The organism is Pseudomonas sp. MYb118 (assembly GCF_040947875.1).
Taxonomy (GTDB): Bacteria; Pseudomonadota; Gammaproteobacteria; order Pseudomonadales; family Pseudomonadaceae; genus Aquipseudomonas.
The window spans coordinates 670,166-690,064 of sequence record NZ_JBFRXN010000003.1 but is presented as its reverse complement, the minus strand read 5'-3'; the positions used below and the strand labels follow the sequence as shown (position 1 = coordinate 690,064).

Genomic DNA, 19,899 nt, shown 5'->3' with positions numbered 1-19,899 from the left:
TGGGTTCTCGTTGTTAGGGTTCGAAGACTTATTCAACCGACAGCGTGCGCACGCCCCGGCTGCCCACCACCAGCAGCGAACCGTTGCCGGCCCGGGTGGCGCCGGTCACCGGCACCGGTTCGGCCTGTTGCACCAGGCGCATCTGCGCGCCGCTGCCCTGGCTGACCAGCATCCGCGCGCCCTGGGTGAACAGGCGATAATTGCCCTGGGCGTCGACGACACCAGCGGTGATGCTCACGTGCAGGCCGCTGTCCAGGGCGGTCCAACTGGCGCCACCGTCGCCGCTGCGCAGCACATTGCCGCGCAGGCCAAACACCAGGACCTCGCCCGGTTTGCCGAGCACGCCGAAAAAACTGCCCTGGTAAGGCGTGGCGATGGCGGCGAAACGCTGGCTGGCCTGGTCCCACTTGAGCAACAGGCCCTGCTCGCCGGCGATGTACAGCGCATCGCCGGTGGAAGCGATGGCGTTGAGATGAAAGCCCTGCGGGTTGTCGGTGCGATCCTGGAACGGCGTCCAGCTCTGGCCGCCATCGTCGGTGCGCAGGATCAGGTTGAACACGCCGACCACGTAGCCAGTACGCTCGTTGGCGAACCACACATCCAGCAACGGCTTGTCGGCGCCCTGCTGCGTCAGGCGCTCGCCTTCGGCCACCAGCGCCGGCCATTGCGGGTTGTCCGGCTCGGCATCGGCCAGGGCCTGGTAATGCTTGACCAGCAAGGCGCCGATCTGGCGCCCGTCCAGTTGTTTGTTCCAGGTGGCGCCAGCATCAATGCTGTGCAGCACCACGCCGTCGCCGCCCACGGCCCAGCCCTGGGTCGCGTTGGCAAAGCTCACCGCATTGAGGTCGGCGCTGACCGGCACCTGCGCCTGCTGCCAATGCGCGCCGCCGTCATCGCTGTAGACGATGTGGCCCCGCTGGCCCACCGCAACCAGCCGCTCACCGGCCCGCGCCGTACCCGACAACGGGCTGCTGACGGCCAGGGCACTGGCCTTGGCCGGCAGGTCCAGCACGTCGACATACGCGGCGGCCTGGCTGACGCCCTGCACGCTGGCCAGCAGACAGGCCAGTGCCAGGCGCCGGTAAATGTTGTTCAAACCCATACCGCTTCCTCTCAGCAAAATCACCCACAAGGGCCCGCCAATGGCGACAACCCTGTAGGAGCGAGCATGCTCGCGATGGTCGTTAACGATGACGCTGGAGGCCTGACACCCCGCGGTGCTCTTGAACCCATCGCGAGCAGGCTCGCTCCCACAAAGGCTGCATCCCTCCCTGTAGGAGCGAGCTTGCTCGCGATGGCGGCAGACCTGACACACCGCCATCGCGGGCAAGCCCGCTCCTACAGGTCGCTTCTAGCGAATCCCGGCACCTGCCAGCGATTCCGCCGACCACTGCGCCTTCGAAAGCGGGTCGATGTACTTGATGCCGCCGTAAGGCCCGACCACCCCGTTGATGTTGTAGGTGCCACCGACCAGGTCGTAGATCATGAACGGCGTGGAATCCGGCACCTGCTTGTCGTAGCTCTGGCTCAGGAAGGCGAAGGAGCCGCGGTACAGCTGGCCACGGGCGTCGTACTGGTCGGAGGCCACAGCGGTCCAGCTGTCTTCATCCAGGTAGAAACGGCGTTTCTGGTAGATGTGGCGGGCGCCGGCCTTGAGGTTGCCCTCGACCACCCACACGCGGTGTTTTTCCCAGCGCACGTAGTCGCTGGCCAGGTGGTTGGCGGTGGTCAGCGATTTCGGGTCCTGGGCGTAGGTCAGCTTGTAGGTGTTGTACGGAATGATCATTTCCTGCTTGCCGACCAGCTTCCAGTCGTAGCGGTCCAGCGCGCCGTTGAACACGAACACGTCGTCGTAGGTGCCGGCACCGGCGGTCCCCGGGTTCGGCGTGTCGTACGCCAGGTTCGGCGCCAGCTTGACCCGGCGTTGCCCCGGCAGGTACTGCCAGGCGCGGCGCGGTTGCTGCAACGGGTTGGCGGCGTCCTTGAGCATCACCGCTTCGCCGGCCCGGCGCGCAGGGCCGGTGTAGGCCAGTTTCATCTGGTAGTAGACGTCGGCGCTGCTGATCGGCTGCGCGAGGTTTTCGTAGATCGGGTAGGAAATGAACGCCTGCCCGGTGATCGCCAGGCTCGGCACGCCCGCGGCATCGACGTTCCACGAGTCGTACTTGGAACTGATGTTCACGCCCTGATAACGCAGCAGGAAGTTCCACATCGCTTCACTGCCCGATTGCGGGATCGGGAACGGCACGCCCGGCAGCACGTTGTCGATGGCCAGCCCGCCTTCGAGGGATTTGGCGCCGGTGGCATTCTTCACACCGTTATCCAGCACCGCCTGGGGCAGCGACACGGTGCGGTGGGTCGGGTACACGTCGACATGGAAGGTCGGGAAGCGCTTGGCCAGTTCCACGGTGGTGGCGCTGAGCAGGTGCTTGTACTGGTCGACGTTCTTGCCGTCGATCACCAGCAGCGGCTTTTCGCTGGCAAACGGGTCCGGACGCATGCTGTCACCGGCCTTGAAGCTGGCCGGCGGCGTGGTCAGGCCGCCGCTGTAGGCGGGAATCGAACCGTCGGCGTTGCCGGCCTTCTCGGCACCCACCAGGGTCAGGTTGCTGCCCAGCTTGGCGGCTTCCTGGGTGGATACGGCGGCCTGGGCCTGGGCGGCAAGGACCATGGCCAGCGAGGCGGCCAACAGGGTTTTGGCGAATTTCATCTTGACGTTCTCCTGCTTGCAGTGCGCAAGCCAGTGGTGAATCAGAAGGTGGTTTTCATCGTCAGGTAAACCGCACCACGGTCTTCGGTGGTGGCACCGCCACCGGAGAAGGCCGAGTAGCCGCCGGCGTAGCAGGCGTAGTTCTGGTTGCCGCTGAAGGCGTTCGGCGTGGAGCCGTCACCGCCGGTCGGGCCGGTGCTGACACCGCTGACGTTGCATTTGTCGGCCTTGCCGAAAGAGTCCACGTACTTCAGGTCAATGAAGTATTTGTTGTACACGACGGCCCCGACGCCCACGGCGTAGTTGCCGGTGTCCTTGGCGCCGCCACCGGATACCGGCGACACACCGTCCAGGCCGACGTTGATCGACATCGGCGCGTTGAAATCCACGCCCGGCAGGACCTGGTACCAGGTGGGGGTGAAGTTGACGGCGATGCCCCAGTTGTCGCGGGTCGGCGCGTCGATGCCACGGTAGGTGTCCTTGCCCTTGTACAGCGCTTCGTTCTTGCTATCGAGCTTGAGCAGGTTGCTGTAGTACAGCTCGGCCCGCAGCGTGGCGGAGTCGAACACTGGGGTTTTCGGCAGGGTCACCAGGCCGTTGAGCGTCCAGTGCAGGGTGTCACCGGTGGCGCTCATGCTGTCGCCCTTTTCCGGGGTGTCGTAGATCACACCGGTGGACGCCGTACGCGCAGGCAGCAGGCCAAGGCCCTGGCCCAGGCCCAGCGGGCTGTTGGTGCTGACGATCGCCGGGATGCTGGCCAGCGGCATGTTGTGGCGCACGTTCAGGTCGGAACCGACGCTGACGCCGCCGACGTCCTTGGACAGGCTCAGGCCGACGATCTTGATGTTGTCGGCGTAGGCCAGCTGGTAGGTGGCGGTGCTCAGCGAGTTCAGCGTGTTGACCACCGCCGGCACTTGCCCGGCCGGTCGGGTGCCGTTGGCGTTGGCCGAACTCAGGCCACGGGCGTCGAGCCAGGCCTGCGGGAGGATCTCCGAGGTTTCGCGGTAGTACACGCCCAGGGTGCCATCCAGCCAGGCCGGCGACCACTTGGCCATGATGCCCCAGTCGCCGCGCTTGTCCGGCGTCAGGTCATGCCCGCGACGTACGTTGGTCAAACCATTGCACGGCGCCAGGCCGCACCCCAGAGGACTGCCAGGAACAACACCGTTAGTGTTGCCGAGCAGGAACGACTGCGCGCCGAAACCGACCAGGTCGGAACCGCCATAGTAGGTTCCGGCTTCCGGTAGACGAGCCGCGTCCCAGTCGAGAAAGTACTGGGCGCCGACGGTCAACTCGGGGTTGACGGTGAACGACATCGACAACTGGTTGCGCGGGACGAACAGCTCCTTGGCTTCGGTACCCGGCGAGGCCGCGAGCTTGGCCAGGTCCAGGCCCGACTGGCCGTAGCTCATCGAGTGCACCGGGTTGAGGAGGGTTTCGCCCCAGAACACGTTGTGCTGGCCGGCCTTGACGCTGAGCATCGACTCCTCGCCCACTTCGGTGCTGTAGAACACGAAGGCATCGAGGATTTCCCCGGACGGGCCGGTGTAATAACGCTGCGCGTAGTTGCTCAGGTGCGGGCTGCCAAAACCGACATTGTCGCGGGTGACAGGGGCCAGGCGCGGGTCATTGGCGACCAGGCCGGAGGTCGAGCCATTGCCGTTGACGAACGGGTTGGAGTTGGAGCCGGTGTTTTCGTAGGCCTTGTCATACCAACTGGCGGCGCTGACACGAAAGCCCATGTGGTTCTGGTAAACCACGTCCATCTCGGTCAACAGATCGACACGGTTGGTGATGTTGGTGCCGGCCTTGCGGAAGTTGTAGTCGCCGTCGTTGTTGTTCGGCGTGCCCAACATGCGCTTGTCGGCGCTTTCGGTCCGCACGCCGTAGTTGTACTTGACGGTGTTATCCAGGCGCACGGTCCAGTCCGGGTTTCCCGTGTCGATCTCGACGCCATGGGCCGCCGGCATGATCGCGGCCAGGACGGCCGAGGCCAGCAAGCTGTAGCGTAAACCGGTGAAGCCGTGACTCTTGGTGTTGTGCATTGCATTGTCTCCGCCATTTTTATTTTGTTTTAAGCGCAGCCGCCCTCTCGCGGGCCTCCAGGTGCCTGCGTTTCAGGAGTGAGGGCAAATGCCGCCTGGCGTCGTGCCAGTGCGGCTCCTGTATTAGCGATCCAGCTGCAGGATGAGTGCCTCGGCTTGCTGCCAATGGCCAAATCCTGCGGCCGGGTTGAGATGGCCGACATCGCCCAGGTCGAGCAAGTCGGCGCCCCAGTTCTGTGCCATGCGGGTCACGGCAGAAAAACTGGCGAGGTGGTCGTTGGTGCTGGCCGCGACGATCGCAGGGAACGGCAGCGGGTCTTGTGGCAGTGGGTTCCAGCCGTGGCTGCTCAGGGTCTCGGATGACGGGTAGCCCTGTGGCCAGACCGCATCGAGGTCCGGTGGCGCGGCCAGCAAGGCACCCTTGATCGGCCGGCGGTAATGCGCCGCCCAGTGCGCGACCATCAATACGCCGGCGCTGTGAGCCACCAGGATCACCGGACCGTCGATCTGCTCGATTTCGTGCTGGATGGCGCGCACGCGGGCCATGCAGTCGAGCTTGTCGGTGGTCAGCGGCGGTACGCTGCGCACGTTGTGCAGCCGGGCTTCAAGCAGCGTCTGCCAATGCTCGGCGACATGCTCGCGCAGGCCCGGAACGATCAGAACGGTGGCAGCTGTATGCAGTTTGTCCACGTCAACACCTTTGCTATCACGGTGGGTCGACTGACTCGTTGGTCAGCACTTTTTTGTAGTACCGACATTAAAGAGCGCCCGCCCCTGGCGCTTTTCATTGGACGTCAGGCACTTTTCTTTTCATGACACGTGGTTGTCGGCGTGCCGCTGATCAAAAAATTCGACAGGTGCGCTACAGGCCGCTGTAATCAATGGGTGCGCGTCGTTCGATGCGCCGGCAAGCGATGATTCCAGGCTGGGTTCGAGGACGGTTGGCGCTGCGTGGGCAACTGTTCAACGACCGATGCGCTGGATATAGTCGCCCCCGTTTATCACCGGCCCAGGAAGTCCCACGCATGACCAAGCTTGTTCGCGCCGCCGTCCTGACCAACTACCTGGAGGTCACCCAGTACCTGTCGTTCAACCCCCGCGACGTACTGGTCGGTGTCGGCTTGAGCAAGGCGCAATTGCAAGCGCCGGAAACCCGCATTTCCATCGACGCGGCGGTGCGCCTGCTGGAGGATTCGGCAGCGGCCACGGGCTGTCAGACCTTCGGCCTGAGCATGGCCGAGTCGCGCCAGCTTTCGGATTTTGGCGTGGTCAGCCTGCTGCTCAGTCATCAACGCACCCTGCGCGATGCCCTGGGCGTGGTGGTGCAATACCGGCACCTGATGAACAATTCGCTGGCGATCTTCATCGAGGAAGCCGGCAAGATGGTGATCATCCGCGAAGAGGTGGTCACCGAGTCGCCGATGCCCAGCCGCCAGGCCACGGAGCTGGCGATTGGCGTGATGTTTCGCCTGTGCGCGGCGGTGCTGGGGTCGCACTGGCACCCCTACAGCGTGAACTTCATGCACCAGGCGCCGGACAACCTGCAACTGCACCGGCGCCTGTTCGGCTGCACCCTGGAGTTCGGCAGCGAGTTCAACGGCATCGTCTGCCCCAACGCCAGCCTCGACATGCCCAACCCCAGCGCCGACCCGGCCATGGCCCGTTATGCCCAGCGGTACCTGGATTCGCTGCAGAACAACGAAGGGGCCTCGCTGCTGTTCGAAGTGCGCAAGGCCATCTACCTGCTGCTGCCCATGGGCCGCGCCACCATCGAACAGGTGGCCCAGAGCCAGGGCATGAACGTACGCACCCTGCAACGGCGCCTGAAGGACGATGGCTGCGCCTTCAACGACCTGATCAACGAAGTGCGCCGCGACCTGGTGCTGCGCTACCTCGACAACCCTGGCTACTCGTTGGGGCGCATCGCCGACATGCTCGGCTACTCCATGGCCAGCTCCTTCACCCGCTGGTTCATCACCCAATTCGGCATGCCCCCAGCGGCGTGGCGCGCGGCGCAGAAACAACCGAAGGCGCCGGCGGATTCGTGAGTCTGCCACATTGATGTCTGATGTCCCGGCCCCATCGCGGGCAAGCCCGCTCCCACAGGGCTTGCGGCGTGCTCGATCCACTGTGGGAGCGAGCCTGCTCGCGATGGTGGTGAACGATGACGCGGGAAACCTGATTCACCGCGGCGGCCTCTGGATTTATCGCGAGCAGGCTCGCTCCCACAGGTTTTGATTGCGGCGTGCCCGGACCACTGTAGGAGCGAGCTTGCTCGCGATGGTGGTCAACGATGACGCGGGAAGCCTGACTCACCGCAGCGGCCTCTGGATTTATCGCGAGCAGGCTCGCTCCCACGGGTTTTGGGCCCATCGCTGTGGCCAACCACAAAACAAAAAAAACGGCGACTGCTGGTACAGTCGCCGCAAAGTTACCGGTGTGTGCAACACCAGATGACGGCCCCATTGCGCCGAGAAGTGAAACGCAATGGAGCCCCTGCCATTCATGCGCCCCAGTGCAGCAACAACAGCACCAGCGCGACCAGGAATACCGTTTCCCCGACCATCAACAGGATCGGCTTGATACCCACCGAGGCCAGTTCCTTGAGCTGGGTTTTCATGCCCAGGGCGCTGATCGACACCACCAGGCACCAGCGCGACAGCTCATTGACCGAACCCTGCACCACCGGAGCCACCCAGCCGGTGCTGTTGATGCAGGCCAAAACCAGAAAACCCACGGCGAACCACGGCAACAGCGGTGGCCGCTTGCCGGTGGGGTCGGCGCCCTGCATGCGGGTGATCATCGCTGCGGTGACGATCACCGGCAGCAGCATGGCCACACGCATCAGTTTGACCACAGTGGCCGTATCCCCCGTCTCGGTCGACATGCTGTAGCCCGCGCCCACCACCTGCGCCACGTCATGAATGGTCGCGCCGAGGAACACCCCGGCCACTTGCGGTGAGAGCGCCAGCCAGTTGGCGATCATCGGGTAGACGATCATCGCCAGGGTCGACAACGCCGAAACGCCGATCACGGTAAAGAGCGTCGCCTTTTCTTTCTGCGGGTGGTTGGGCAGCGCCGCCGCCAGCGCCAACGCCGCCGAGGCCCCGCAGATCGCCGTGGCGCCGCCGGTGAGCATGCCGAATAGACGCTGGAAGCCCATCGCCTTGGCCGCCAGCACCGACACGCCGATGGTCACCACCACCAGGATCACCACCAGCGCCACCGGCTTCCACCCCAGCGCCGCCATCTGTTCCAGGGTAATGCGCATGCCGAGCAAGGCCACGCCAATGCGCAACACACTGCGCGCGGTGAATTCGATGCCGGCCTTGCACGAGCCCTCCCCGGCGAGAAAATTCAGGGCCATGCCCAGCAGCAACGCAAACAGCATGACCGGCGCGCCATAGTGCTCGGACAAAAACGAAGCCGCCGCCGCGACAATCAGGCTGACGATGAACCCCGGGGCCAGTTCGCGCGTGCGACTGTGGATCCGGGTCAGGGCGATGGCGCTCATGGCGCGGCCTCCTCATAAAGAACGATGAACGCCTGGTCGTCGATGATCTCGACCGGGTAGTTGCGGACTTTGACCAGGTTGGAATTGAGCAGATAACCGCTGCTCAGGTCGAAACGCAGGCCATGGGCGCAGCACTGGATCACCCTGCCCGAAAGAAGCCCGCCACACAGCGAGGCGCCCTGGTGCGGGCAGCTGTCGTCGATGGCATACAACTGCCCGTCGACGTTGAACAACGCCAGGCTCTTGTCTTCGAATTCGAACAGCGCGCGGCCACCGAGCGGCGGCTGCTTGCCGGTCGGTACGGGAATGCGCCTGATCATGCCGGTGCCTGCTCGCGAGCACTTTCCTTGAGCGCTTCATTCATCGCCCCGAGCAACGCCTGGGCCGGTTGTGCGCCAACCACGGTGATGCGCCGGTCGATGCGGAAGCTGGGGACGCCGCTGGGCGCGCCGGGGAAGCCGTCAAAGGGCGTGCCGTCGCCCTTCAGGCAGGCGTCCACCGTTTGCGGGTCGATGCCGCAGGAACGGGCAATCGCCAGTAGCGTGTCCCGGCACCCGAGGTTTTCCCGGCGGTAGAAATACGCCGCAAACAGGCGTTCGAGCAACATCTCACGCAGCGTTGCATTGCCCAGGATGCCGGCCCACTCGAACAGGCGGTGAGCATCCGCCGTGTTGGGCATGGTCTGGATACAGTTCAGGTCTATCGCCAGGCCAACGGCGGCCGCTGCCTCCTGGACCTGCTTCTGGCGAAGCGTCATGGCCTCGGCATTGCCCAGGCGCTGGCGGTAGAACTCGGCAAACGGCTCACCCTCGGCGGGCAGATGCGGCAGCAACTGCACGCCATGCCACACCGTGGTGATCTGCACGTCCGGATGACGGCTGCGAAACTGCACCACGGCATGTTCCAGTTGCCGCTTGCCGATCAGGCACCAGGGGCAGATGAAATCGAAAAACACATCAATACGTAAACGACGACTCACAACTTCACCTCTATCCCGGCTTCGCTGACAGGCTCAGGCACGCTCTGCCCCTGCAGCCGGGCAATATCTTTGTGGTAATGACACTTGGCGTAAAAGAACACCGCCGCCGCGGCGACGCTGACCAATGGCACCAGTTGAAACGCCGCATGCAGGCCGATCAGGTCGGACACCCGTCCGGTCAGGAACGGCCCTGGCGCCAGGCCCAGCATGTTGTTGGCCAGGGTCAGGGTGGCGAACGCGGTGCCGTGCACCGAGTAATGGGTCAGGTTGGCCACCATCGCCCCGCAAGGCCCGGTGGTGCCGGTCGCAATCAGCATGCCCAGGCAGATCAGCAGCAATTGCACGGGGCCGGCCTGCAAGGCGAACGCCGCCGACAGCAGCAGGCAACTGCCCAGGCAGAAGCCGATGGCCAGGCTGACCTTGCGCTCGGGCGAATGCCGGCACAGGCGGTCGCTGAGCATGCCGCACAGGATCATCCCGGCGCCGCTGCACAACACGATCACCGCCGCCATGCCGCCCGCCTTGTCGGTGGGCATGTCGTAATAGCGGTTGAGGTAGCTGGGGATCCACACCATCACCGTGCCGCCAACGAACAACTGCAAGCCGCTGGCCACGTAGGTAGCGACCACCGACCGGCTCGACCACAGGGTGCGCAACGGTTGCTTGACCGAGGTCGCCGCCTTGCTCGCCGCCCTACTCGCCATCTGGGCGGCACGCTGAGGCGCGATGCGCGCTTCCTTGACGATGATCGGGTACAGCAAGGCCAGCACCAGGCCGAACAGCGACATGCCGGCGAACGACCAGCGCCAGCCGAGCTTGGCGGCAATCGCGCCGCCCAGGGCCATGCCCAGCACCGAGCCGAACATACCGCCGGCCATGAACGCACTGGCGAGGGTGGCGCGCATGTGTTTGGGGAATACCGAAATCACCACGGCAATGCCGACGCTGCCATAGGCGGCTTCGCCGACGCCGACCATGAAGCGGGCGATGAACATCTGCTGATAGTCCTGCGCCAACGCACAGCCCAGGGTGGCCAGGCTCCACAGCATCGCCATCAGCGCCAGGCTCTTGACCCGGCCGAAGCGGTCGGCCAGCAGTGACAGCGGAAAGGTCAGCAAGCCGACCATCAGCGCGACGATGCCGCTGAGCAGGCCGAGCTGGCTGTCGCTCAGGGCCCATTCGCCCTTGAGCAGCGGAAATACCGCGTTCAGCACCTGGCGCGACATGTAGTCGGAAATCAACAGGCCGAACGTCAGGGCGAAGACGATCCAGGCATACGGGCGCGCCACGCTGACGGCACCGTCGTCATCGCCTTCAGCGATTGGGTGAAAGGCCATGGGGCCTCCTCAAGGCTTTGTCTTATTGTTGTTATCAAGCGTGTCGCAAGCGGGCGAGCGCGCAGCGGTAAACCCCGCGCCCGCCATCGGTCATCAGCCGCGTTGCGGCACTCCTTTCTGACCTGCCTTGCGGTTGGGGGCCATGCCGTTGGCCAACAGGGTTTGTTCGATGCTGTCGTACTTCACACCGATGCGGTAAATCTCGCGCGCCTCTTTGCCGCTGGCGATTTCACGGCCCAGCTCGTGGGCGATGCGCACGGTCTGCTGGATCTGCGCGACCGAGCCGAAGCGCTCGCCCTTGTGATCAATGATAGTGTCTTCGTTGCCCACCCGCGGGTGCAGCCCCATGGCCATGGACATGGTGTTGAACGGCATCACGTTCTTGAGCAGCGACTCGCTGGTCAGGGTGCAACCGTCCGGCGCGCGGTGGATGAAGTTGAAGAAGTTGAACGGGTTCGGGCCGTCGAAACCGCCGCCGATGCCGATCCAGGTCAGGTTCAGCGGGCCCATGTACACGCCGCGACGCACCAGGCGTTCGAGGGTTTCCAGGGCGTGCATGCCGGTCAGCTGGAAGTGCGGCTGGATGTCGTTGTCCATCAGGCGCTTGAGGTGCTCGGCGACCCAGGCCGGGCCTGCCGGCACGGTCATTTCGCTGTAGGCGGCATGCACCAGCGGGTTATCCAGGGAGGTGCCCTTGAGATATTCCGGGTACAGCAGTTCCATGATGTTCATCTGGGTGGTGTTGATCGCCACCGTCACCTGGTCCGGCTTGGGCGTGAGCTCGGCGAGCATGTGGCGGGTGTCGTCCGACAGCCATTTGGCCGCCTCGCCTTCGCTTTCCGGGGCGAAGGAAATCGAGCCGCCGACCTGGATGATCATGTCCGGCACCGCTTCACGCACGCCGGCAATCAGTTCGTTGAACTTGGACAGGCGCTTGGAGCCCTTGCCGTCCAGCTCACGCACATGCAGGTGCAGCACGGTGGCGCCGGCTTCGTAGCAGTCGACCGCTTTCTGGACCTGCTCGTCCATGGTCAGCGGGATGTCCTCGGGAAAGTCCTCGGGCATCCACTCCGGGCCGTACGGGGCCACGGTGATGACCACTTTCTCCATGGTTTCCGGGTGCAGGGAATCGTCGAAGAATTGCATGGGTTACTCCAGTTCTTATGATTGTCGCGCCCGCCTGGAGTCGTGCCGGGCGAGCGTTTTACGAGTGAGATGCAAAAAAGTCAGAAGGTCTTGTCACCGACGATCCCGGCACGCTCCATCTTGCGATGGCATGGCGGGTAGTCCATGACCGCGTAATGCTGGGTGCTGCGGTTGTCCCAGATGGCGATGCTGTTGGGCTGCCAGCGCCAGCGCACCTGGTATTCGGGGATGTACGCCTGGCTGATCAGATAACGCAGCAGCTCGCCGGCGCCGGGGTTGGCGTCCTGGCCGAAGCGCACGCGGTCCGGGGTGTGGTAGTTGCTGAAATGGGTGGTGAAGGCGTTGACGAACAGCACCTTTTCCCCGGTTTCCGGGTGGGTGCGCACCACCGGGTGCTCGGCGTCCGGGAACATTGCCTTGAGTCCCAGGCGTTTCTCGATGGGCATGGCCGCGCCGAAGCTGGCTTCGATGCTGTGCCGGGCGCGCAGGTCGGCAATCTTCACCTTCACGTCTTCCGGCAGGTTGGCGTAGGCCTGGACCATGTTGGCCCACATGGTGTCGCCGCCCACCGGCGGGCACTCCACGCAGCGCAGCACGCAGCCCATGGGCGGTGCCTCGCGCCAGGTGGCGTCGGTGTGCCAGGCGTTTTCGTAGCGGTCGGCCGGCTGCTCGGGGTTCTTGTAGATGCGTACCAGGCCGGGGTGATCCGGGTCGCTGCCGGCCACCGGGTGGTCTTCCAGCTCGCCAAAACGCCGGGCGAACGCCACGTGATCGGCGCGGCTGATGTCCTGGTCGCGCAGGAACAGCACCCGGTGCTTGAGCAACTGCGCGCGGATCTCGGCGAACAGCCCGTCGTCATGCACCGCGTCGGCGAGGTTCACACCCAGCAGTTCGGCGCCGATGCTGCAGGTCAATTGTTCGACTTTCATGGCGGGACGCTCCCTTAAATGACGAAAATCAATGAGCCGGTGGTCTTGCGCGATTCCAGGTCACGGTGGGCCTGGACGGCGTCCTGCAAGGCGTAGTGCTGGTTGATCTCGATCTTGATCCGGCCGCTGCCGACGTGATCGAACAGCTCGCCGGCCAGGGCGGCTTTTTCCGCAGGATCAGCGATGTAGTCGGCCAGGGCCGGACGGGTCAGGAACAGCGAGCCCTTCATCGCCAGCATCACCGGGTCGAAGGCCGGGATCGGCCCGGACGCGGTGCCGACGCAGACCATCAGGCCACGGCGCTTGAGCGAGTCGAGGGAGCCGGCGAAGGTGTTCTTGCCGACGCTATCGAACACCACGTTGACGCCCACGCCGTCGGTCAGCTCGCGCACGCGCTGGGCGACGTCTTCATGGCTGTAGTTGATGACATGGTTGCAGCCGTGGGCCCTGGCGATTTCGCCCTTGGCCTCGGTAGACACGGTGCCGATCACGTTGAGGCCGAGCAGTTTGGCCCATTGCGAGACGATCAGGCCGACCCCGCCCGCCGCGGCGTGCAGCAGGATGCTGTCGCCCGCCTTGAAGTCATAGATGCGGCGCATCAGGTACGACGAAGTCAGGCCGCGCATGGTCATGGCCGCCGCGGTCTCGAAACTGATGGTTTCCGGCAACTTGATCAGCGGCGCGGCCGGGATCAGGCGTTCGGTGCTGTACGCACCCAGGGTATTGAGAAAGCCGGTGTAGGTGACACGATCACCGACCTGGACGTTGGTCACGCCCTCGCCGATGGCCTGGACCACGCCAGACGCTTCCACGCCCATGCCGTTGGGCATCGGGATCGGGTACGTGCCGTTGCGAAAGTAGGTGTCAGCATAATTCAGGCCCACGGCCACATGGCGCAGGCGCACCTGCCCAGGCCCCGGATCGCCGACCTCGACCTCTTCGTAACGAAGCACTTCAGGACCACCGGTTTCGTAGAAGCGTACGGCTTTGGCCATTTTTGTTATTCCCCAGTCAGCATTGTCGAATTGCGCTGATTGGACTGTAGGGCCGTGACCGGGAAGTCGCTTGTCATCGGGCGACAATGGCTTTTCATTTCATGACAGCCCCCCCTTCCTGTGCCCTGCCCCGAACAGGACCGCAGGGTTGATGTTTGTGGGAGCGAGCCTGCTCGCGATTGCGGTGCATCAGTCACAATTCATTTGAATGAACCTGCGCCATCGCGAGCAGGCTCGCTCCCACAGATGAATCCGCGCACCCTCAGAGAAATGTAGGCATGCCGCAAGGCGCCCGTTCCCACAGGGTTGTGTGCCGATTCCTGAGCGGTTAGCGCAGCGCAAACTTTGTGTCTACGCTTCTGATCGGGAGACCTTTAGGGAGCGGGGGCATGGGTGTGAATTCATTCGTTGTCTGGCAGCGCTTGGGCGCGCCAATCGTCGTTCTGGCAGGGCTCTCGAGCCTGCTCGGTGGCTGCGGCAAGGAACCGGTCGCCCCGGCGCGGCAACCTCCCGATGTCACCGTCATGACGGTGACGGCCCGCGACACCCCGGTCACCTTCGAATTCGTCGCACAAACCCAAAGCTCCCGTGAAGTGGAGATCCGCGCGCGGGTCGCCGGTTTCCTCGACAAACGCCAATACACCGAAGGCGACCTGGTGAAAACCGGCCAGGTGCTGTTCCAGATGGACCGCAAGCCGTTCGAAGCCGCGCTGGCCTCGGCCCAGGGGCAAATGGCCCAACAGCAGGCGCGCTGGGAAGTGGCCAAGGCCACCCTCGCCCGCGTCCGTCCGCTGGCCGCGCAGAATGCCGTGAGCAAGATGGACCTGGACAACGCCGTCGGCGCCGAGCGCGAGACCAAGGCCGCCGTGCTCGCCGCCGAAGGCGAGGTGCGCACGGCGCAGTTGAACTTGAGCTACACCACCATCACCTCGCCGCTCAACGGCCTGTCCGCTGATGCCAAGAAACAGGAAGGCAGCTACGTCACGCCCGGCGAATCGGGCTTGTTGACCTCGGTCGCGCAGATGGACCCGATGTACGTCAACTTCAGCCTTTCGGAAAACGAAAACCTCAAATACCGCGACGATATTGCCGCCGGCCACCTCAAATTCCCGCCGCGCAGCGACTTTGTCGTGCAAGTCGTGCTGGCCGACGGCACCGTGGTGCCCGAACAGGGCAAGGTCAACTTCCTCGCGCCGTCCTACAGCCAGGAAACCGGGACCTTCCTGGTCCGCGCGGTGCTCGCCAACCCCAACGGCCTGCTGCGCCCAGGCCAGTTCGTTCGTGCACGAGCTTTGGGCGCCTCGCGGCCGGACGCCATCCTGGTGCCACAGAAAGCCGTGCTGGAAGGCGCCAAGAGCCATTTCGTCTGGGTGGTCAACGGCGAAGGCAAACCCGAGCAACGGGTGGTCGAGGTCGGCGAATGGCAAGGCGACAACTGGTTCATCAACAAAGGCCTGCGCAGCGGCGAGCGCATCATCGTTGACGGCGCACTGCGGGTAACGCCCGGCGGGCCGCTGAAGATCACCGAGGCCAACGTACCGGCGCCGGTGCCTGAGCAAAGTGGGCAAACCATCAAAGCCGGCACCACCACAGGCGGGAAAAGCCCATGAGCATTTCCCACTACTGCATCGACCGGCCGATCTTCGCCTCGGTCATCTCCATCGTCATCACCCTGGCCGGTGCCGTGGCCATGCTGTCCCTGCCGGTTGCCCAGTACCCGGACATCACCCCGCCGCAAATCACCGTGGCGGCGACCTACCCCGGGGCGGATGCGCAGGTGGTGGCCAACAACGTCGCTGCACCCATCGAGCAGCAGGTCAACGGCGCCGATAACATGATCTACATGAACTCGTCGAGCTCGGCGACGGGCAACATGACCCTCAACGTGTTCTTCGAGATCGGCACCGACCCGGCCCTGGCTCAGGTCGACGTGCAGAACCGCGTCAACCTGGCCCTGCCGCAACTGCCCTCGGCGGTACAGAGCCAGGGCATCCAGGTACAGAAGAAGTCCTCGGCCTTCATGATGGTGCTGGCGGTGTATTCCGCCGGCGACCGCTACGACAGCACCTACGTCGCCAACTACGCCAACCTCTATGTGCTCGACGCCCTCAAGCGCATCCCCGGCGCCAACCAGGCCAGTATCTTTGGCACGCCGGACTACGCCATGCGCATCTGGCTCAAGCCTGATCGCATGGCCCAGTTGGGCATCACCGCCGCCGATGTGCAGAAAGCCGTGGCCAACCAGAACCAGCAGTTCGCGGTCGGTCGTGTCGGCCAGTCGCCCACCGGCAGCCCGGTCGAGCAGTCGTTTGCGGTGACCACCAAAGGTCGCCTGACCGAGCCTGCCGAATTCGAGAACATCATTCTGCGCGCCAGCAACCAGGGCGGCGCCATCGTCCGCCTCAAGGACGTCGGCCGCGCCGAGCTCGGGCAAAAGGACTACTCGCTGCGCAGCACCTACCAAGGCAAACCGGCCACGCTGATCGCTGTGTACCAGCAACCCGGAGCCAACGCGCTGGACGTGTCGGCGGCGGTGACCAAGACCCTGGCGGACATGAAGGCCACCTTCCCCGAAGGCATCGAATACAAGATCGTGATGGACACCACCGCCTTCACCCGCGCGTCGATTTCCGAGGTGATCCACACCTTCTTCGAAGCGCTGGTGCTGGTGGTGATCGTGGTGTTCCTGTTCCTGCAAAGCCTGCGCGCCACGCTGATTCCGGTGATTGCGGTGCCGGTGTCGATCGTCGGTACCTTCATCGGCATGCTGGCGCTGGGCTTCTCGGTGAACATGCTGACGCTGTTCGGCATGGTGCTGGCCATCGGCATCGTGGTGGACGACGCGATCGTGGTGATCGAGAACGTCGAGCGCAACATGCACGTGCACAAGATGACGCCCAAGGACGCCGCCAAGCGCGCCATGGACGAAGTGGCCGGCCCCGTGGTGGCCATCGTGCTGGTGTTGTGCGCGGTGTTCATCCCCGTGGCGTTCATGGGCGGCATCACCGGCCAGCTGTATAAACAGTTCGCCATCACCATCGCCATTTCCGTGGTGATTTCCGGGCTCGTCGCCCTGACCCTGTCGCCCGCCCTCGCCGCCCTGCTGCTCAAGCCGCAGCACGGCGAGAAAAATGCGTTCTTCCGCTGGTTCGAGCGCAGTTTCGAGCGCATGACCGAGGGCTATTCACGCTCGGTGGCGTTCATGATCAAGCGCTTCGTCCTGGCGCTGCTGCTGTTCGCCGGGATGATCGTGCTGATGGCGCTGATGGCCCAGCGCATCCCCAGCGCCTTCCTGCCGCCGGAAGACCAGGGTTATTTATTGGGCGCGGTGATCATGCCCGACGCCGCGAGCCTGGATCGCACCGGCGCGGTGGGCCAGGTGGCCAGTGATTTCTTCCAGAACGACCCCTCCGTCGAAGGCGTGGCCATCGTCAACGGCTACAGCCTGCTGGACGGCCAGAACAAGAACAACGCGGCGGCGTTCTTCGTCGGCTTCAAGGATTTCGAGGAGCGCTACAAGGACTCGGACACCATCAAGCAGCAAAGCGCCCCGGCGGTGATCCAGAAAGCCGCCCGCGCCTTCTCGACGATCCAGGAAGGTATCGTCCTGCCGGTCAACCCGCCGTCGATTCCAGGCCTGGGCACCACCGGCGGCATGGAAGTGTGGGTGCAGAGCAAGGGCGATGGCGGCGTCGACCAGCTGGCGGAAATGGTCGGTACCCTGGTGGCCAAGGCCAAGGAGCGCCCGGAACTGGGCTCCATCACCTCGACCTTCAACGTGCACTCGCGACAACTGATGGTCGACGTCGATAGGGAAAAAGCCGAATCCTTAGGGGTGCCGGTCGAGGACGTGTACAGCGCCATGCAGACCATGTTCGGCTCGCTGTACGTGTCGCAGTTCAACAAGTTCAGCCGCCTGTGGCAGGTGATTTTGCAGGCCGAGCCAAACTACCGGCTCAAGGCCGAAGACCTGCAACAGATCTACGTGCGCAACAAGAACCTGGACATGGTGCCGCTCAAGTCGGTGCTGTCGACCCGCTACGTCACCGGGCCGGACCTGTTGACCCGGTTCAACAACTTCCCGGCGGTCAAGCTCACGGCCAACGCGGCCCCCGGCTACAGCACCGGGCAAGCCCTGGCGGCGCTGGAAGAAATCAGCGCCGAGATCATGACCAACGATTACGCGCTGGCCTTGAGCGGCGAAGCCTTTGAAGAGAAAAAGAGCGGCGGCGCCTCCTCCCAGGTGTTCATCTTCGGCCTGGTGATGGTGTTCCTGATCCTGGCGGCGCAGTACGAAAAATGGTCGTTGCCGGTCGGTGTGCTGATGGCGGTGCCCTTCGCCATCTTCGGCGCCCTGCTGGCAGTGTTGATCCGTGGCTTGAGCAATGACGTGTACTTCCAGATCGGCCTGACCATGCTGGTGGCGCTGGCGGCGAAGAACGCCATCCTGATCTTCGAGTTCGCCGTGCTCAACCGCGAAAACGGCATGTCCGCCTACGATGCGGCGATGACTGCGGCCAAGGAACGCTTGCGGCCGATTGTCATGACCTCGCTGGCGTTCATCCTCGGTTGCGTGCCCCTGGCGATTGCCGTTGGCGCCTCGGAAAACAGCCGTCACTCCATCGGTACCGGGGTGATTGGCGGCATGCTCGCGGCCACGGTGATCGCGGTGTTCTTCATCCCGCTGTTCTACTACCTGATCGAGCGGCTGTTCGGCAGCAAGGACGCGCCAAAAACCACCACCGACCCCGGCGCCGTGCCCCTCGGTGCGCCCCAACAACGCCACGGGGGTGACTGACATGCACAAGCCCTCATTGGCCTTGCTGGTGTGCCTGGGTATGGCCGGCTGCATGGTCGGTCCCGATTACCAGGCGCCCGAGATCGACACCCCGGCGGCCTACCGCTACGCCGACAAGGAAGCCAGGGACCTGTCCAACAGCCTGTGGTGGGAGCAATTCCAGGACCCGGTGCTCAACGAACTGATCCGCAGCGCCCTGCTGGAAAACAAGGACATCAAGATCGCCGCCGCCCGCGTCGAGCAGTTCCAGGGCCGCTATGGCGAAACCCGCTCGCTGTATTTTCCCCAGATCGGGCTGGGTGCCCAGGGCACGCGCAACCGGGCGCCACGGGATAACGGGCCGACATCGCTGACTTCGGGCATCGACCCGATCTACAACAATTACCAGGCCCTGCTCAGCGTCAATTGGGAACTGGACATCTGGGGCCGCCTGCGCCGCCTCAACGAATCGGCGCGTGCCGACCTGCTGGCGTCCGAGGAAGGCCGACGCAGCGTGATCCTGAGCCTGGTGTCCTCGGTGGCGACCAGCTACATCACCCTGCGCGACCTCGACCGCGAACTTGAAATTGCCCGCACCACCGCCAAGGTGCGCGGCGATTCCTACGAGATCTTCAAGCTGCGCTTCGGTGCCGGGACCATCTCCGAGATGGAACTGGCGCAGAACCTGTCGGAGTACCAACGCACCCTCGCCTCGGTGGCGCAATTCGAACCCCTGGTGGCTCAACAGGAAAACCTGCTGGCGGTGCTGCTGGGACGTAATCCGGGGCCGATCCTGCGCGGTCGCGACCTGGGCCAACTGGCGCTGCCGGCGGTGCCGGCCGGCCTGCCTTCGGACCTGCTGCAACGCCGGCCGGACCTGCGCCAAGCGGAACTCAACCTGATCTCGGCGAATGCGCAGATCGGCGCCGCCAAGGCCCAGTATTTCCCGACCATTTCCCTGACCGGGCTGGCAGGCTCGGTGAGCAATCAGTTGTCCAACCTGTTCACCGGCCCTGCCGCCACCTGGTCTTACGGGGTAGCGGCGGACATGCCGATCTTCACCGGCGGCGCCATCGCCGGGCAGGTGCAACAGGCCGAAGCCTTCCAACAGGGAGCGCTGTTGAGCTATCAGAAAGCCATTCAATCGGCGTTCGGTGACGTCGAGAACGCGCTGGTGGCGTCCAGCAAGTCCCGTGAGCAGATGGCGTTCCAGGCCAGCCAGGTCGAAGCCCTGCGCACCTACGCCCATTACGCGCGGCTGCGTTATGACAACGGCTACACCAGCTACATCGAAGTGCTGGATGCCGAGCGCAGCCTGTTCGATGCCGAGCTCAATTACACCCGGACACGGGGTTCGGTGTTCACCTCGATGATCGACCTGTACAAGGCCACCGGTGGCGGCTGGGTCAGCGAAGCGGACCGCTTGACCGCGGCCGATGCCCGCGCCCCTCAACCTTGAGAGGGCGC

15 protein-coding genes are annotated in these 19,899 nt (G+C 64.3%); 4 read left to right on the top strand and 11 right to left on the bottom strand.

Features of this window, described 5'->3' with window-relative positions:
• Positions 1 to 28: 28 nt before the first annotated feature.
• The 4 genes from ABVN20_RS24535 to ABVN20_RS24520 all read right to left on the bottom strand — a co-directional run bounded on the left by ABVN20_RS24535 (position 29) and on the right by ABVN20_RS24520 (position 5,445).
• The gene (locus tag ABVN20_RS24535) at positions 29 to 1,102 is read right to left on the bottom strand and encodes a WD40/YVTN/BNR-like repeat-containing protein (protein ID WP_368558338.1); all 1,074 of its coding nucleotides are present in this window, start codon (positions 1,100 to 1,102) and stop codon (positions 29 to 31) included.
• A 249-nt stretch (positions 1,103 to 1,351) separates the two neighbouring features.
• On the bottom strand, positions 1,352 to 2,710 hold the full coding sequence (locus ABVN20_RS24530) for a DUF1329 domain-containing protein (RefSeq protein WP_368558337.1): 1,359 nt from the start codon (positions 2,708 to 2,710) through the stop codon (positions 1,352 to 1,354).
• Positions 2,711 to 2,751: 41 nt separating this feature from the next.
• Complete coding sequence (locus tag ABVN20_RS24525; protein ID WP_368558336.1) at positions 2,752 to 4,755, bottom strand: DUF1302 domain-containing protein; 2,004 nt, start codon at positions 4,753 to 4,755, stop codon at positions 2,752 to 2,754.
• Between the two features lie 123 nt (positions 4,756 to 4,878).
• Positions 4,879 to 5,445 carry an RBBP9/YdeN family alpha/beta hydrolase gene (locus ABVN20_RS24520; RefSeq protein ID WP_368558335.1) on the bottom strand — a complete coding sequence of 189 codons (567 nt, stop codon included), beginning with the start codon at positions 5,443 to 5,445 and terminating at the stop codon, positions 4,879 to 4,881.
• A gap of 335 nt (positions 5,446 to 5,780) precedes the next feature.
• On the opposite strand from ABVN20_RS24520, the gene ABVN20_RS24515 reads away from it, so the two are divergent.
• Positions 5,781 to 6,803 (top strand): AraC family transcriptional regulator, encoded by a 1,023-nt coding sequence (locus tag ABVN20_RS24515; RefSeq protein WP_368558334.1) that lies wholly within the window; start codon positions 5,781 to 5,783, stop codon positions 6,801 to 6,803.
• Between the two features lie 455 nt (positions 6,804 to 7,258).
• Here the strand turns inward: ABVN20_RS24515 and ABVN20_RS24510 are convergent, their stop codons facing one another.
• The 7 genes from ABVN20_RS24510 to ABVN20_RS24480 all read right to left on the bottom strand — a co-directional run bounded on the left by ABVN20_RS24510 (position 7,259) and on the right by ABVN20_RS24480 (position 13,655).
• Positions 7,259 to 8,269, bottom strand: coding sequence for a YeiH family protein (locus ABVN20_RS24510; RefSeq protein WP_368558333.1), 1,011 nt, complete (start codon positions 8,267 to 8,269; stop codon positions 7,259 to 7,261).
• Positions 8,266 to 8,589, bottom strand: coding sequence for a Rieske (2Fe-2S) protein (locus ABVN20_RS24505; protein ID WP_368558332.1), 324 nt, complete (start codon positions 8,587 to 8,589; stop codon positions 8,266 to 8,268). The genes ABVN20_RS24510 and ABVN20_RS24505 overlap by 4 nt, the downstream gene beginning before the upstream one ends.
• Complete coding sequence (locus ABVN20_RS24500) at positions 8,586 to 9,248, bottom strand: DsbA family oxidoreductase (protein WP_368558331.1); 663 nt, start codon at positions 9,246 to 9,248, stop codon at positions 8,586 to 8,588. Before ABVN20_RS24500 ends, ABVN20_RS24505 begins: the two co-directional genes overlap by 4 nt.
• Entirely contained in the window at positions 9,245 to 10,585 is a 1,341-nt protein-coding gene (locus tag ABVN20_RS24495; protein WP_368558330.1) for an MFS transporter, read from the bottom strand. Before ABVN20_RS24495 ends, ABVN20_RS24500 begins: the two co-directional genes overlap by 4 nt.
• Positions 10,586 to 10,678: 93 nt before the next feature.
• Positions 10,679 to 11,731: a 3-keto-5-aminohexanoate cleavage protein gene (locus ABVN20_RS24490; RefSeq protein WP_368558329.1), complete on the bottom strand. Its 1,053-nt coding sequence runs from the start codon at positions 11,729 to 11,731 to the stop codon at positions 10,679 to 10,681.
• A gap of 80 nt (positions 11,732 to 11,811) precedes the next feature.
• Complete coding sequence (locus ABVN20_RS24485; RefSeq protein ID WP_368558328.1) at positions 11,812 to 12,660, bottom strand: TauD/TfdA dioxygenase family protein; 849 nt, start codon at positions 12,658 to 12,660, stop codon at positions 11,812 to 11,814.
• Between the two features lie 14 nt (positions 12,661 to 12,674).
• Positions 12,675 to 13,655: a quinone oxidoreductase gene (locus ABVN20_RS24480; RefSeq protein WP_368558327.1), complete on the bottom strand. Its 981-nt coding sequence runs from the start codon at positions 13,653 to 13,655 to the stop codon at positions 12,675 to 12,677.
• Positions 13,656 to 14,179: 524 nt separating this feature from the next.
• Between ABVN20_RS24480 and ABVN20_RS24475 the strand changes: the two genes are divergently transcribed.
• From ABVN20_RS24475 to ABVN20_RS24465, 3 genes are read left to right on the top strand one after another with little or no spacing between them, the layout of a single operon-like run.
• Positions 14,180 to 15,265 carry an efflux RND transporter periplasmic adaptor subunit gene (locus ABVN20_RS24475; protein WP_368558714.1) on the top strand — a complete coding sequence of 362 codons (1,086 nt, stop codon included), beginning with the start codon at positions 14,180 to 14,182 and terminating at the stop codon, positions 15,263 to 15,265.
• Positions 15,262 to 18,453: an efflux RND transporter permease subunit gene (locus ABVN20_RS24470; protein WP_368558326.1), complete on the top strand. Its 3,192-nt coding sequence runs from the start codon at positions 15,262 to 15,264 to the stop codon at positions 18,451 to 18,453. The genes ABVN20_RS24475 and ABVN20_RS24470 overlap by 4 nt, the downstream gene beginning before the upstream one ends.
• 1 nt (position 18,454) lies before the next feature.
• Entirely contained in the window at positions 18,455 to 19,891 is a 1,437-nt protein-coding gene (locus ABVN20_RS24465; protein WP_368558325.1) for an efflux transporter outer membrane subunit, read from the top strand.
• Positions 19,892 to 19,899 lie beyond the last annotated feature (8 nt).